Consider the following 14515-nt stretch of genomic DNA (forward strand, 5'->3'; position numbering starts at 1 on the left):
CGCTAGACGTGTCCCTCCCGACGCACCCGACCAGCTGTGCGCTGCTCGTAGTGCCACGTCACGTCGGCCTTCCCCTCCCGCCAGTCCCATGGCTCGACTAGCACGACGGCGTCTCGCCCATACGCCGCGGTTCGACGGGGCGCAGTTCGAATCCGACGGAAGCCCGTGTCAGGGGGTTTATCCCGACCGCACTCTCAGGCCCGGTATGCTCGATCGCCTCGGCCTCGCCGGTATCGCCGGTTTCGTACTCGTTCTGGTCGGTCTCGCGCTCGTCGCCGTCAAGAGCCCCCTGATCGCCGCCGGACTCGCGCTCGTGCTCGTCGGGCTCGGACTCGCGGTCAAATCGCTCGTCTCGGGACTGCTCTCGACCTTCGGCATGGGCGGGATGTTCTGAGTCGCGACGCCCGACTCGGCGTGCTGGGGGAGTGGGGCCGCTCGAACGGCAGATCGGATATACGTCCTTTCAGTTTAGTAGAATTTAGGAGAAAAATTATGCTGTCTTAGTTTACATCCTATCTATGAATTGTGCGACGAAATCGCTCGTCGGCATCCAAGCGACGCTCGGCTGTCTCTACCTGGCGCGTGATTTCACCGGTTCGTTCCTTCCGGTTTTCGGCGTGGCGCTGATCGTAATCGGGATACACAGCGTGACCAAAACCGTTCTCGATGCGCCGACACGGGCCGAGAACTAGACCGCGAGCGCACCACTTGCCGGCTCAGACCTCGTTGTCGCCCGCGCGGTGTTCGCTGATCACCTGATCGACCATCGAAGCGTTCTGCTCGCGTCGGCGCTCTTCAGCGCGTTCGTGCCAGCCCTCGATCACCGCCTCGACATCGCTTTCTCGCGCGACGGCGAGTTCGTCGATCTCCTGGATCGTTACCTCGCTTGCATCCCCCACAGGAATTTCCGCCTCGAAGAGGATCTCGTCGGCACTATCGGAGAGCCCGCCGTTCTTGAGGACGACCCGCGGCCGGCTGTCGGCGAGCCGTTTTGCGGTCTTCGGCCCCGCCCCGCTCGCGTCCCGGAGCCAGATCACGTCGCCCTTCGAGAGGCCGTAGGACTCCTCGGCGCGCTCGATCGCGTCCAGCGTGAATTTCTCGATCTGTTTTACCGAAATCAGATCGCGTTTCTCGTCCTCGATGTCCGCGAAGTTAGAGTGATCGAGCTTCCAGAGTTTCTTGAGCCGGTCTAACTTCTCCGAAAGCGCGTCGCGCTCCTCGTGCGCCTCGTCGCGTTCGCGTTCGAGGCGGTCGGTTTCGCGTTCGAGGCGCGTGATTTCCCGCTTCCTGCGGACCCGTTTTCGCTCTTCGCTGCGGCGCTCGGTGAGGTCGGCTTCGAGTTCGTCGATGCGGTCGTCTTTCGTCTCGACGGTTCCCTTCAGGTCGCTTACGTGCCCCTTCAGTCGTTCGACCTGCGTTTCCAGGCGGGCGATCCGCTTCTGTTCGGGGCTGCGCTCGGGCTCGGAGTGCTCCGGGGATTCCTCGTCGTCCCCGCCGTCGTCCTCGCGGTACGAATCGAGGACGGCCTCGACGCTCTCGCCGCCGACGACGCTGGCGATCACCTCGCCGGTATCGATCGGTGCGGGGACTTTCCGGGCGACCCGCTCGAACTGTTCTTCGTGGTCGTCGTAGGCAAAGAGCGCCGCCGCGATCGCATCGCGCTCGTGGTCGTTGTCGTAGCCCACCTCGCGGGTCCGGTGTTGTTTCTCGTCGATCGGTAAGTCGGTCCCGGGGATCCAACTCGCGGCGTCGAAGCTCCGGCGGATCTTCTCGACGGTGTTGGGCATCGGCCTGACGTCCGCGGCGACGATGAAGGGCCGCCCGCGTTCGACGATCCACTCGATGACCGCGGCGGTATCCGCGGTTCTCGTGCTCAGGACGTCGAGGACCTCGCCGTCGATCCCGACGATCGCCACCGCGGTCGTGGTTCCGGGGTCGATCCCCACCAGCACGTGATCGCGCCGCTTTGCGAGGGGCTCGAACTGGATGCCGTCGGTGCGTTCTCGCTCCATCTCGACGCGGACGTCGCCCGCCCGCCCGGTCGAGACGGGGATCTCGTGGGGGTCGGCCTCGACAACGAAGACGGCGCTCGAATAGCCGCCGTACTTCTCCGTGACGGTCTTTTCGTAGGTCAGTCCCGCCCCGTCGAGATCCGACTCGACCTCGCGCGAGCGCTTTTTGACCGCGCCGTGGATCCGGCGGGTGTAGCGATCCGCACTCCAGCCACCCTTGCCGGTCGAGCGCCCCCGCGAGACTTTCACGCGAGTCGTGTTGGTGAATGCGCTCACCTCGTGGCCGACGTTGCCTGCTGCGAGTCGGGCGGCGGCTTCGGCCTCCTTCATCGGTTTTTTACCGTAGGGAACGCCGTGACGTGAGGCGACCCGCGAGAGGGGTTCGGGCCGTTGTGCGCCGGTGACCTGGACCAGCTTGGTTTGGCTCGGTAGCTCCCGGAGGAAATGGACGAGAGCGTCCTTGTCGGCGGCGAGTTCGTAGACGTTGTCGGTCGCTACGATCGAGGGCTCTTCCCTCGCGATCAGCCGCCGGAGCTTCCGGTAGGAGACCACATCTCGGTCGATGTGTTCGCCGTCGAATGCCACGACGGCGTACGAGGGTGCATCGCCACGGACGTCGCCGCTTTGGATGTCGACGCCGAAAATCAGCGTATCGAGGGCACTCGTTCGCGCGCTCACGAACGAATGTACGGAAGCGAGATATATTAACACCACGCCCGCTACGAAACGGCTATGATCCGGGCCGGAACCGCCCGGTTCGAACCGGCAGGATACCTCCACATCGTCGAGTGGTCTCCCGGACGATAGCGTCTACTCCGGGAACGGGACCTCGATCTCCAGCCCGTCCTCGGCGACAAAGGCCTCGTGGTGTTCCTCGCTCGCCTCGTTTGCGAGCCGTGAGGCGTCGCCGGCATACCGCGAGGAGATATGCGTCAGCGCGAGGCGCTTGACCCCGGTGCGAGCCGCAAGTTCGCCGGCCTCGCGGGCGCTCGAGTGACCGGTTTCGCGGGCGCGCTCGGCCCAGTCGTCCCCGAAGGTCGCGTCGTGGATCAGCAAGTCGGCGTCCTCGCTCGCATCGACGGTTTCCTCGGTCGGGCGCGTATCGCCCGTGTAGACGACCCGCCGTCCGGGACGGGGCGAGCCGACCACCTGCTCGGGCTTGATGACGGTGCCGTCCGCCAGTTCGACGGGCTCGCCAGCGTGGAGCCGGCCGAACGCCGGGCCGACGGGCACGCCCAGTTCCTCGGCCCGTTCGCGGTCGAACCGGCCTTTCCTGTCGGCTTCGACCAGCACGTAGCCGACCGAATGGGTTCGGTGGTCGGTCCGAAAGGCCTGTATCTCGTAATCCTCGCCGTCGCGGACGACCTCGCCGGGGGCGACCTCACGGACCTCGACGGGAAAGCCGAGGCGAGCGTCGAGCGCGCCGACGAGGTCCTCGACGGTGCGGCGGGTTCCGCGGGGCGTGTGGACCACCAGGGGGTCGGCCCGGTCGTTGAAATCGAGCGTCTGGAGGAGCCCCGGCAGCCCGAGGACGTGATCCCCGTGGACGTGGGTCAGAAAGATCGCCGAGATCGAAAACCCGGTCGAAAAGCGCATCATCTGGCGCTGGGTGCCCTCGCCGCAGTCGAAGAGCAGCTCCTCGCCCTCGCGGTTGAGGTAGATCCCGCTCGGGTTGCGCCGCGCGGTGGGGACCGCACCGCTGGTCCCCAGAAAGGTCACGCGTAAGGTCATTGGCGGCTCTGCGGGCGGCGCGCCTAAACGGGTGTCGGATCCGTTTCTACTCGCCGTTGAACTCTTCTTTGAGCGTCTCCAGCTGTGCGACCCGCTCGGCGTGGGCGTTGTGCTGGTGGATCGACTCGTCGTTCGACTGTTTCATCGTCACGACCGCGTCCGCGGGCAGGTCGGGGAACTCCCTGATGACGCCCTCGGCCATCGCGCGCACGCAGTCCTCGACGAACTTCGCGTCGGCGTGGGACTCGTAGGTCATGTGGTCCTCGTCGGGGCGTTTCGCGAGGTTGTAGATCCGCGCGCTCATCGAGTCCCGAGCCACGTCGATCAGGTCGTTCAGGTCGACTTCGGGTGCGCCCTCGCTCTCGACCGTGAGGGTCGCGTGCCCGCGCTGGGAGTGGCCCGGTTGGGGGACCTGATCGAGGAACTCGGTGATGACCTCGTCGTCGACGTCGAGCCCTTCGAGGGTGTCGCGGGCGCGCCCGACGGACATCCCCTGCGAACAGGGACAGACGGTCATGCCGGTGACTCGCGTCCCGATCTCCTCGCGGGTACCCTCTTCCGTGGCGGTCGCCCCGGCGATGATGTCGACGGTGCCCTGGGTCTCCCGATCCGATTCGGGGGTGCGATCGCGGGTCATGTACTCGGCTTCCATGTGGACTTCCGCCCGCGAGGTGTAGTCGTGTCGCGAGAGCAGGCGTTCCGCGGCGTCGCCACAGACGTCCTCGACCCGATAGGTCGGCTCGCTCACGGCGTCTTCGAGGATCTCGTTGATGACCTCCATGTTCCGGCTCATGTCCGCGCCCTTGCGCCAGCTCGGCAGGTCGACGAAGACCTCGAACTCGGCCATCAGCACGATCGGGCGCTCGTCGGGTCGGGCGACCTTGACGAGTTTCTCGACCCCGGTGACGCCGACCTGACTCAGTCCGACGGTGACCTCGGGGCTGTCGGCTTGTACGTCCGGCAGTTGCCTGCTCATTGTATATCAGCTAGGGCCGACGCCGATTCAACGTTTCCATCTCGCCCCGATCAGTCGAGTTTGCCGAGCGCTTCGAAAAAATCCACCGGCGGGCCGGCGATGTGGGCCGGTTCCTCGGCGAGGCCGACCTCGACTCGTGTCGGCGGTTCGACGGCCCGCTGTTGTTTCCCGTCGCTGATGACGTAAGCATACTCGGCGTCGTCGACCCGCACCGACAGCGTGCGATCGGCCCCGACGACCAGCGACGGCATCGCCTCGGTCGCACACATCTCCGTGACGACGATCCCCGGGATATCGGGATGGACCAGCGGCCCGCCCTCACTCAGGTTGTAGGCCGTACTGCCGGTCGGCGTCGAGAGCAACACGCCGTCGGCGTGCCCACCCGTATAGAGCGAGCCGTCGACGCGGACCTCGATCGTACAGCCCTGCCCGTGGCCGCGCTGGGGACCCTGGATCACGACCTCGTTGAGCGCCGGCGAGAGCGTCCAGTCCTCGCCCCGAGCCTCGATCCGCGGCACCGACCGCGAGCGGACGGTCCCGGTTCGACGGGCGTAGGCGAGTTCCTCGCGGACCGCACTCACCGCATCCGACGGCGAGACGGCGTTCAGAAAGCCGACCTCTCCGAGGTTCACTCCGAGGATCGGGGTTGCACCGACCCCGCGGGCGGTGTACAGGAAAGTACCGTCGCCGCCGATGCTCACCACGAAGTCACACTCGCGCATCGCGCTCGGTTCGACGCCCGCCATCGAAAGGGCCTCGGCGGTCGCCTCGTCGACCTGTACGGCCGTCTCCTCCTCGCGAAGGGTTTCGATGAGTTCGTCGGCCAGGTTCGCCGCGCGGGCGTTGTCCTTCTGGGCGACGATGCCGACGTCCATACCGCAGATGTGCTCCCGTCACCTAAAAACGCCTCGCACGACGGGCACTCACTCGATGCGCCACTCGCGACACTGGACCGCGCCGTCCTCCACGACGAGCAACTCGCCGATGTGCTCGGCCGGGAGGTCCCGATCTTCGATGTACCGCGCGGCCACCGCGAGGGCCTCCCGCGGGTCGTCACGAGCGGGGATCTCGCCGAGCGCGTCCACGACGGCGGCCCGGTCGCGCTCGACGCGATAGAGGAGACGCCACTCCTCCCCGTCGGTGCGTTCACCGAGCAGGGTCGGCCCGCCCTCCCGGCCGAGTTCGATCCGGTCGGTCGCCGACCGGTTCCATCGCCATCCCTCGGGCGTCCGCGGAGCGTTGGCGACCATAGTCGGACATCCCACCGCTCGCGGGTCGGTGTTGGCCCTGCGAATGCCTGTTCCCTATTAGCTAATACGGCCGCCGTCGTCCCCTCCCGTTTCTCAGATAAATCGCAATATTTTTACCACTCTAGATTACATAATAATATAGAGGCGAACGATGATCCCCGTACAGACGATGACGCTGTTGGTTCCCCTGATCGCCGGGTTGATGGTCGCGGAAGTCGCCGCGTCGTGGTATCTCAGGCTCCGCAGGCGACGAACCTGGTGAGGTCCCGCATCGGGTTCACATCGGGTCTTTGATGGCCCGGTAGTGACTATCGCTGTCAGATACCGTGAGATCGCTCGCCGACTTCAAGAACGTCCGGTCCTACGAGGACCTCTCGCGTCGCCAGCGACTCCTCCTCGGGTACGCGGCCGGACTCGTCTGTGTCATCCTGTTTTACACCGTCGTCTACAACGCGGGAATGCGCGCGCTCGAAGGCGAATCCCACTCGCTGTTCCGGTCGTTCCAGACCGTCGTCGAGACGATGACGACCACGGGCTACGGCGCGGACTCGCCGTGGAGTACGCCGTGGATGAACGTCTTCGTCGTCACGATGCAGCTGTCGGGGATCGCGATCGGGTTTTTCACCCTCCGGGTACTGGTCATCCCCCTGTTCGAGCGGACCTCCCTCGATCTGGACGACCGGCTCACCCCGAAGGACGACCACGTCGTTATCGGCGAGTACCGCCGCGACAGCGACGTGTTGCTCGACGAACTCGAACGGCTGGGGATCGACTACGTGCTGGTCGATTCCGACGCCGAGGAGGCCAAACGGCTCTCGGACGACGGCTATCAGGTCATCCACGGCGACCCCGAGACCGTCGAGACCCTCGAACGGGCTTCCATCCACGAGGCAACCCTACTGGTGACCGACGCAGGCGATCGCAACGCCAGCATCGTGCTGTCGGCACTGGATCTGAACGGTGGCCTCCGGGTGGCGAGTCTCACCGAGTCGACCCGTCGAAACGACGCGCTCGAACGCATCGGCGTCGACACCGCGATCTCCCCGCACGTCCTGATCGGGCGCCGTCTGGCGTACAAAGCCACCACGTCCGTGGCGTTTCCCGAAGGGACGTCGCTCGACGAGGACGTCGAGATCCGCGAGGTGCTGGTCCGCCGACAGAGTCCACTACGGGGCACGAAGGTGCGCGACACCCCGTTTTTCGATCACCCGAACGTGACGCTCGTGGCCGGCTGGTTCGACGGGGACCTCCGGCTGCCCCCCGATCCCTCGGACCGACTGATGCCCAACACCGTGTTGTTGCTGGCCGGTCCGAAGGACGCGATCGACGACGTGCATGCGGACCTGTCGGGGACCGGGCTCCGGACGACCCGCGAGCACACCTCGGTCCTCGTTGCCGGCGCGGGCGAGGGCGGGCGGGCCGTCGTCGAAACGCTCCCCGAGGACGTCTCGACGACCACGGTCGACGTCGACGACCACGAGGGGGTCGACGTCGTCGGGGACGTCGGGGATCCCGGAACGCTGACCGAGGCCGGGATCGCCGACGCCACGGCGCTGGTCGTCACCGTCGACGACGACGCCACCGCGTTGCTCACGATCGCACTCGCTCGCTCGCTCGCTCAACGAGAACCTCGAGATCCTCGCGCGCGTGACCGACGAGGACAAGGTCCGCACGGCATTCAGCGGCGGGGCCGACTACGTGCTGTCGATCCAACAGGCGACCGCGCGACTGCTCGCCCGCGAGGTCTACGGCGAGGACGTCGTCTCGCCGGTGAGCCAGATCCGCCTCATCCGCACCGACGCGGCCCCCCTCGCCGGTCGGTCGATCGACGAGGCCAACGAGGGCTCCGAGACCGGCTGGGTGATCGTTGCCCTCGAACGCGACGGCGAGTACCGGACCGACGAGACGACCGCCATTCGGGAGGGCGATACGGCTCTCGTGGCCGGAACCGACGCGATGATCCGGGAGTTCGAGGAGGGAACGATCGCCTCGTAGCGGTCCGCCCGATCCGAGCGAGCCGCTCGTCTCCTGTTCGTATCGCCTCCGAGAAGTGCCCGGGGAGGGCTCCGAACCCTCGATCTCCGCATGACCCAGATTCGAGCCGTGGCACGGCGCGTGGGTATGGGAGGCTTCCAAGGCAGCCGCCTCGACTCTGAAACCCTATGAGTGCGGCGCTATGTCCAGCTAAGCCACCCGGGCGCGTCCGTCGATTATCGGCTGGCAACCTTTAAGGTTCCCATCTCGTCCCGTCCCGCCGGAATAGATATAAATTTTGAAATTAATCACGATGTATGTCTCGGCCCGAACTCGTCCGGTCGGCCCTCGACGGGGAGTCGGTCGTCGCCCGCGTCCCGCTTCGCGACGACGACGCGCTGTTCGTCTCGCCCACCAGAACCCTCCGCTATCGCTCCCGGAGCCTCCTGAGCGACGAATCGGTCGACGAGTTTTCCCACGCCGTCGAGCGGATCTCGCTCTCGGCGGGCCGCCGGAAGACGACCATCGAACTCGACTATGGGCTTGAGGGCTCGCGCGAACTCGCGGTTCCCGCAGAGCGCGTCGAGGCCGCCCTTCACCCGATCCTCGCGGGCGTGCTCTCGGCGGCCGGTCTCACCGATCCCGGCGAGACCGTACACGAACCGTTTCGCTTCAGCGAACTCACGCTCGTCGTCACCGACGACCGGCTGATCAAACACGTCGGGCGGGCGGTCTGGGACGAGGAGTTCGAGCAGTTTCGCTTCGCCGACGTGGAGGGACTGGCCTTGGAGGAGGGCCGGGTCGCAACGGGGGTCGTCCTCACCGTCTCCGGGCGTGTCGAGCGGTTCAAGGTCCCCACCGAGCGCGCCCGAGCCGTCCGCGAGCGCCTCGAAGGCGCCTTGCTCGCCTACCACGACGTCGAGACGCTCGCGGAGCTTCCCGGTCCCGACGCCGACGACGACGGACAAGTCCCCGTCGATACCGATGGCGATGTCGATGCTGACGGCGCGTCGACGGCGGGACCGGCCCCGAGCGTCGAGCGGTTCGGCGACGTTCGCTCGCTGCACGAACTGGGCAATGTCGGGGAGGGGCCGTCGCCGCTGGACCGTCTCGACGCGCTGGCCGACGCCATCGAGACCCAACAGGACCTCCTCGACCGCCAGCGTCGCGAACTCGACCGCCTGCGCGAGGCCCTCACTCCCGACCCGTAACCTTCCGCACACACGACGAGCCGAAGGGTCCGTGTTCACCCGATTCGAACCGGATGAAATGGCCCGTCGAGAGGCCCGCACCACAGCGCCGACACGAGAACTCGCCCTCCTTGGTGACGACCTCGCTCTCGAAACTGACGAACGCGCCCCGTCGCGGTCGGATCAGCCCGTCCTCGCGCGTGATGATCCCGCGTTTCTCTGCGGTATCGAGGATCTCGCGAGTGAGATGCGGGTCGGTCGTGACCGTCTCGAGGCGGTCGACCGCCGCCGACAGCTCCAGGGCCTCGTCCTCGCAGTGTTCGAGCAGTTCACAGCCCAGTTCGACCGGATCGCTCATCACCCCCAGTACCTAGCCGGCTCACAAAGCGCTGGCGTTCGCCAAACCGCACGGCGTTCGACCGTGAGTTCCGAACCGCCGCCGATGGGACGGCCGTCTACGATCGTCGTTGCTCCCGTCGACGGCGTCGTGATCAGTAGAACGTGTCCGCACAGTCGTAGATCACGCCGTGGTTCGGGCAGACGTACTTACAGTGGCGGTGATACATCGGCGTCCCACAGCGCGGACAGGGCCGTCCCGCCCGTTGTCCCTCGTCCATACCCGCCTTCCAGGCGCCTCGCCTGTCAGTCTATCGCCCGAACACGGGGTCCGTTTCGAGACCCCGGTCGACCACGCATACCCCCTCGAGCGCTTCGAGGGCATCGAGAACAGCCCGGAGGTGCTCGGGAGAGCTGCCCTCGATCCCCACCTCCACCACCTTCCGGTTCGGATCGTCGCCCGGCGCCCGCCGTCCCGTCCGGACGTCAGCCAGTTTCACGCCGTCCTCGGCCACGCGTTTCGCGATCGTCCCGATCCGAGTGCGGTCTTCGACAGCGAGCCGAGGGGTCGCGTACCGGCCGAGCTCGATCAACCCCTGGCGGACGAGGTCGGCGTGATCGCTCAGGTCGGCGTTACCCCCCGAAAGCACGACCGCGACGTCCTCGTCCTCGAACTCGGCCGCCCCCGACAGCAGCGCGGCCAGCGGCGCTGCACCCGCCGGCTCGACGACCGTCTTCGCCCGCTCGGCCAGCAGCGCCACCGCGGCCGCGATCCCCGAATCCGAGACAGTCACCACGCCGTCGACCCGCCCGCGCATCGTCTCGAAGGTGGTCTCGAGGAGTCGGGTGTCGGCGATCCCGTCGGCGACGGTGTCGACGGTCTCGCGCTCGTAGATCTCATTGTTTTCGAGCGACCGACCCGCGTGGGCCGCGCCCTCTGGCTGGACGCCGAGCACCCGGATGTCGCGGTCCTGGGCCTTCAGCGCGGTCGCGATCCCGCCGATCAGTCCGCCCCCGCTGATCGCCACCAGCACGGTATCGAGTTCGGGGTACTGCTCGAACAGTTCGAGTCCCACGGTACCTTGCCCGGCGATGACGCGCTCGTCGTCGAAGGGGTGGACGAACTCCAGATCCTCGCGTTCGGCCAGATCGAGTGCGTGTTCGTAGGAGCGCTCGTAGATGTCGCCCTCGACGACCACTTCGGCGCCGTAGCCCCGAGTCGCGGCGATCTTCGAGGCGGGCGTGATCTCCGGGACGACGATCGTCGCCTCGATCCCCAGCAGGTCGCCCGCGAGCGCCACCCCCTGGGCGTGATTGCCCGCGCTCGCCGCGATCACGCCCCGCTCGCGCTGGGCCTCGGCGAGTTGGGCCATACAGTTGTACGCCCCACGGATCTTGAACGAGCCCGTCCGCTGGGTGTTTTCGAGTTTCGATCCCACTGAGCGCGCCCCGCTCATCTCCGCGAACGTCGTCGAGCGATCCAGTGGCGTCCGGTGGACGATCTCCGCGAGTCGGTCACGGGCGGCTTCGACGTCCGCGATCGAAACCGGGGTCTCGGCCGTCATCCGGCCCCTCCGGTCGTCGTGTCTCTCCCTGTCATACTGGTGCATGCGCCGCCCGGCACTTAACTGTACACAGGGACCGTTGACTTCGGGTACAGTCGCGTGGGTGGTCGCGGCGATGCAGGCCACTGGTGTCGAATACTGTGTACGGTACTTTCGGTAACCGTTGAAAAGCTATTTACTGGCGCTGTTCATTGGTGTCGTATGGCAGGACCACCGATCGAGGAGATCCATTTCGAGGACGCACCCGATGTCGGGGCGGTGCCGGGCCCGGAGTCCACGCGGCTGGTCGAAAAGCAACGGGAAATCGACAGCAGTGCCGTCGCCTACCCCAACAACATCCCGTTGGCGTTCGAGGAGGGCAAGGGCGCGACGCTCCGGGACGCCGATGGCAACACCTTCATCGACCTGTTCGGGGGCATCGGCGTGCTCAACGTCGGCCATTCCAACCCCTACGTGATGGAGGCGGTCCACGAGCAGGCCGACAGGATCGTTCATACGGTGGACTTCCCGAGCGAGGCACGCCTCGAACTCATCGAGAAGCTCGACGAGATCGCGCCGGGTGAGCTCGCGGGCGACAACCGGGTGATCTTCGGCGGCCCGACCGGCAGCGATGCGATCGAGGCCGCCATCAAACTCGCGAAGTACAACACCGGCGGCACCGGCCTGATCGCCTTTCGGGGCGCCTATCACGGCCCCACCAGCGGCCCGATGAGTTTGACGTCGAACAAGAAGTTCAAGGGCCACTACACGCCCTTGCTCCCGGACGTCGTCCACGCACCCTATCCGTACCCCTTCAGACAGGGCAAAACCGAGGACGAGGCCGTCAAGGACGCCCTCGAAGAAGTGCGCGCGATCGTCGAGGACCCCTACGGCGGGCTTGCGAACCCGGCGGGAATTTTCGCCGAGCCGATCCAGGGCGAGGGCGGGGTCGTCGTCCCGCCCGAGGGATTCCTCGAAGGGCTGCGCGAGATCGCCGACGACAACGCCCTCCCTCTAGTGTTCGATGAGATCCAATCCGGACTGGGTCGCTCGGGCGAGTGGTTCGCCTGCGAGCACTACGACGTGACCCCCGACGCGATGACGATGGCGAAGGCCCTCGGTGGCGTTGGCTTCCCCCTCTCGGCGACGATGTACCGCGAGGAGCTCGACACCTGGGGGCCGGGCGATCACGCCGGCACCTATCGTGGGCACGTCGTCGCGATGCGCGCGGGCACGCGGGCCATCGAGTACATCCAGGCCCACGACCTGCTGGCCCACGCCCGCGAACTCGGCGAGTACCTTCGCGCCCGCCTCCGCGAGGCCGGCGAGGAAAACGAGCTGCTGGCCGAAGTACGGGGGAAGGGCCTGTTCATCGGCGCGGAGTTCGCCGAGGACGGTGAGCCTGTCGACGAGACGGTCGACGAAATCCAGCGCTACTGCTACGAACACGGCGTGCTGGTCTGGACCGCCGGACGCCACGGCAGCATCCTTCGCCTGCTCCCGCCGCTCGTGCTCACCGACGAACTCGCCGAAACCGCGATGGACGTGGTTTGTGAGGCGATCGAACACGCGACCCCCGTGCGATCTGCCTGACGAACCCCAGATTTCGACGGTCGTTTCCCTTTCGCTCCTTTCGGGAACTAGTACACGTAATATGTGTGTGCTATCTACAATAAGCGGAACCGTTATTACCGTCCTCAGCGATTGTGAATGATGGGTGACAGCACATACCATGACTGGAGTTAGTGATCGTCCCGTAACCGGCGGGGATGCCGTGCGTGACCGCATCGCCCTCGATCGCTCGTTCGAACGCGAGGGGCGACTCGGTTCTGAGGGAGGGACCTGACCGTGGCCGACGACGACCTCGGGGCGGTCGGACGCTTCCGCGAGGAGATCGATCCGGTGGTCTTCCTCTTCGGTGCCGGACTGACTGTGGGAATCATCGCGACGTTCTTCGCGAGTCCGGGCACCGTCGAGGGAGCCATCGCCTACCTGAATCAGGGGATGCTTCAGTACCTGAACTGGGCGTTGCTCGTGATCGTCTTCCTGATCGTCCTCTTTCTGATCTTCCTGATCGTCGGCCCGTGGGGAAAGATCAAGTTCGGTGACGAACCACCGGAATACAGCTTCATATCGTTTTTCACGATGCTCTATTCGGCGGGGTTCGCCGCCGGCGTGGTGTTCTGGGGACCGACCGAGGCGCTGTTTTACTACGCCAACCCCTCGCCGCTGTTCGACGTCTCGGGCGGGTCGGCCGCGGCGATGACCATCGCTATCCAACAGACGCTCTTTCACTGGGCGCTCCCCCAACTCGCGGTCTTCACCATCATGGGGCTCGCGATCGGCTACTTCACGTACAACTACGAGAACGTCCCCCTCCGGGTCTCCTCGGCGCTCACGCCGATCCTCGGTGCCGACAACCTCGACGGACCGGTCGCGAAGGTCATCGACATTCTCGCGGTGTTCGCCACCATCGGTGGCGTCGCGACGTCGCTGGGGTTCATCGGGAGTCAGTTCATCAGCGGGCTGAGCTTCCAGTGGGGAATCGACCTCGGCAATGCCGGCATCCTGCTGGTGGTGACGACCATGACGCTGCTGTTTACCATCTCGATGGTACTGGGTGTCGACAAGGGGATCCGGCGACTCTCGAACTTCAACATGATCCTCTTCGTTGCCCTCATGGTCGCGACCTTCATCATCGGTCCGTCGATCTTCCTGGTGCTTCTGGGTACGCAGGCGGTCGGGGGGATGCTTACCGACTTCGTCTCGATGAGCCTCTTTACCGGTGCGGGCGTCGAAGGCGGTACGGAGTGGGTCAACTCGTGGACCGTCTTCTACTGGGCGTGGGCGCTCTCGTGGTCGCCTTTCGCCGGCGTGTTCATCGCGCGGATCTCGAAGGGACGAACCGTGAGGGAGGTCGCCTTCACCGGCATCGCCGCGACCTCCGCGGCGACCATCCCGTGGTTCACCTTTGTCGGCGGTACGGCGGTCTGGGCCCAGCACAACGGTGTCGCTGACTTCAGCGCCGTGATCGCCGGCGAGGCCGGCCCGGAGGTCTCGGGGTTCATCCTGTTCGACGCGTTCCCGCTCGGAACCGTCTTCATGGTCTCCTTTATGGTCCTCGTGACGACCTTCTTCATCACCTCCGCCGACTCCTCGACGCTCGCCGTCTCGATGATGACCACCGGCGGCAAAGCCCAGCCCTCGAACATCAACCGGATCTTCTGGGGCGTCGTCCTCGGGATGACCGCGGCGATCCTCATGATCATCGGCGGTATCGAGGCGCTCCAGTCGGCGGCGATCATCACGGGCGCACCGTTCGCGTTCGTCTGTTTCCTCGCCTTGCTCGGGCTTGCAAAGGACTTCAGTGCGACCCATGGCCGCGTGATCCTACAGGACGGCGCGTGGATCATCGGCTCCGGTCCCGATCGCTCGAAGCCGGCGGACACACCGTCCGCCGCCAACGACGACGACTGAGCGGCTCGATTCGGAACCGTTTTCC

The 14515-nt window shown here is 66.0% G+C and carries 15 protein-coding genes, 1 tRNA gene and 2 pseudogenes; 7 read left to right on the top strand and 11 right to left on the bottom strand.

What is annotated here, in order from left to right:
• Positions 1 to 2: 2 nt before the first annotated feature.
• A pseudogene (locus HACJB3_RS20600) lies at positions 3 to 113 on the bottom strand (translation initiation factor 1A); the annotation flags it as partial.
• Between the two features lie 92 nt (positions 114 to 205).
• On the opposite strand from HACJB3_RS20600, the gene HACJB3_RS03585 reads away from it, so the two are divergent.
• Entirely contained in the window at positions 206 to 394 is a 189-nt protein-coding gene (locus HACJB3_RS03585; protein WP_008417896.1) for a DUF7470 family protein, read from the top strand.
• A 124-nt stretch (positions 395 to 518) separates the two neighbouring features.
• Entirely contained in the window at positions 519 to 692 is a 174-nt protein-coding gene (locus HACJB3_RS20110) for a hypothetical protein (protein WP_008417895.1), read from the top strand.
• 24 nt (positions 693 to 716) lie between these two features.
• On the opposite strand, the gene HACJB3_RS03590 is transcribed toward HACJB3_RS20110, so the two are convergent.
• From HACJB3_RS03590 to HACJB3_RS20605, 6 genes are all read right to left on the bottom strand, one after another.
• Positions 717 to 2690 (bottom strand): DUF460 domain-containing protein, encoded by a 1974-nt coding sequence (locus tag HACJB3_RS03590; RefSeq protein ID WP_008417894.1) that lies wholly within the window; start codon positions 2688 to 2690, stop codon positions 717 to 719.
• A gap of 132 nt (positions 2691 to 2822) precedes the next feature.
• Positions 2823 to 3743 (bottom strand): ribonuclease Z, encoded by a 921-nt coding sequence (gene rnz, locus HACJB3_RS03595; RefSeq protein WP_008417893.1) that lies wholly within the window; start codon positions 3741 to 3743, stop codon positions 2823 to 2825.
• 46 nt (positions 3744 to 3789) lie between these two features.
• Positions 3790 to 4719, bottom strand: a complete 930-nt coding sequence (gene mptA, locus HACJB3_RS03600; RefSeq protein WP_008417892.1) for a GTP cyclohydrolase MptA — start codon at positions 4717 to 4719, stop codon at positions 3790 to 3792.
• Positions 4720 to 4769: 50 nt separating this feature from the next.
• A complete protein-coding gene (locus tag HACJB3_RS03605) occupies positions 4770 to 5594 on the bottom strand; it encodes an NAD(+)/NADH kinase (RefSeq protein ID WP_008417891.1) in 825 nt (274 codons plus the stop codon).
• A gap of 48 nt (positions 5595 to 5642) precedes the next feature.
• Positions 5643 to 5969, bottom strand: a complete 327-nt coding sequence (locus HACJB3_RS03610) for a hypothetical protein (protein WP_008417890.1) — start codon at positions 5967 to 5969, stop codon at positions 5643 to 5645.
• Positions 5970 to 6286: 317 nt separating this feature from the next.
• Positions 6287 to 6856 carry a hypothetical protein gene (locus tag HACJB3_RS20605; RefSeq protein ID WP_238532821.1) on the bottom strand — a complete coding sequence of 190 codons (570 nt, stop codon included), beginning with the start codon at positions 6854 to 6856 and terminating at the stop codon, positions 6287 to 6289.
• Here HACJB3_RS20605 and HACJB3_RS20610 point away from each other — a divergent pair.
• A pseudogene (locus tag HACJB3_RS20610) lies at positions 6746 to 7534 on the top strand (potassium channel family protein); the annotation flags it as partial. The gene HACJB3_RS20605 and the pseudogene HACJB3_RS20610 overlap by 111 nt on opposite strands.
• Positions 7535 to 7616: 82 nt before the next feature.
• On the top strand, positions 7617 to 7964 hold the full coding sequence (locus HACJB3_RS20615; protein WP_238532822.1) for a TrkA C-terminal domain-containing protein: 348 nt from the start codon (positions 7617 to 7619) through the stop codon (positions 7962 to 7964).
• 56 nt (positions 7965 to 8020) lie between these two features.
• On the opposite strand, the gene HACJB3_RS19550 is transcribed toward HACJB3_RS20615, so the two are convergent.
• Positions 8021 to 8168: transfer RNA gene (locus tag HACJB3_RS19550), tRNA-Met, on the bottom strand.
• A 92-nt stretch (positions 8169 to 8260) separates the two neighbouring features.
• Here HACJB3_RS19550 and HACJB3_RS03620 point away from each other — a divergent pair.
• Positions 8261 to 9154, top strand: a complete 894-nt coding sequence (locus HACJB3_RS03620; protein ID WP_008417888.1) for a DUF7115 domain-containing protein — start codon at positions 8261 to 8263, stop codon at positions 9152 to 9154.
• Here HACJB3_RS03620 and HACJB3_RS03625 read toward each other — a convergent pair.
• The 3 genes from HACJB3_RS03625 to ilvA all read right to left on the bottom strand — a co-directional run bounded on the left by HACJB3_RS03625 (position 9138) and on the right by ilvA (position 11034).
• The gene (locus HACJB3_RS03625; protein ID WP_008417887.1) at positions 9138 to 9491 is read right to left on the bottom strand and encodes a DUF5830 family protein; all 354 of its coding nucleotides are present in this window, start codon (positions 9489 to 9491) and stop codon (positions 9138 to 9140) included. The genes HACJB3_RS03620 and HACJB3_RS03625 overlap by 17 nt on opposite strands.
• A gap of 133 nt (positions 9492 to 9624) precedes the next feature.
• Positions 9625 to 9750, bottom strand: coding sequence for an HVO_2523 family zinc finger protein (locus tag HACJB3_RS20990; protein ID WP_008417886.1), 126 nt, complete (start codon positions 9748 to 9750; stop codon positions 9625 to 9627).
• Positions 9751 to 9780: 30 nt separating this feature from the next.
• Positions 9781 to 11034: a threonine ammonia-lyase gene (ilvA, locus tag HACJB3_RS03630; RefSeq protein ID WP_008417884.1), complete on the bottom strand. Its 1254-nt coding sequence runs from the start codon at positions 11032 to 11034 to the stop codon at positions 9781 to 9783.
• Between the two features lie 201 nt (positions 11035 to 11235).
• Here ilvA and HACJB3_RS03635 point away from each other — a divergent pair, with 201 nt between their 5' ends.
• Positions 11236 to 12606, top strand: coding sequence for an aspartate aminotransferase family protein (locus HACJB3_RS03635; RefSeq protein ID WP_008417883.1), 1371 nt, complete (start codon positions 11236 to 11238; stop codon positions 12604 to 12606).
• Between the two features lie 255 nt (positions 12607 to 12861).
• Positions 12862 to 14490, top strand: coding sequence for a BCCT family transporter (locus tag HACJB3_RS03640; RefSeq protein ID WP_008417881.1), 1629 nt, complete (start codon positions 12862 to 12864; stop codon positions 14488 to 14490).
• Positions 14491 to 14515: the final 25 nt, after the last annotated feature.

The organism is Halalkalicoccus jeotgali B3 (genome assembly GCF_000196895.1).
Classification (GTDB): Archaea; Halobacteriota; Halobacteria; order Halobacteriales; family Halalkalicoccaceae; genus Halalkalicoccus; species Halalkalicoccus jeotgali.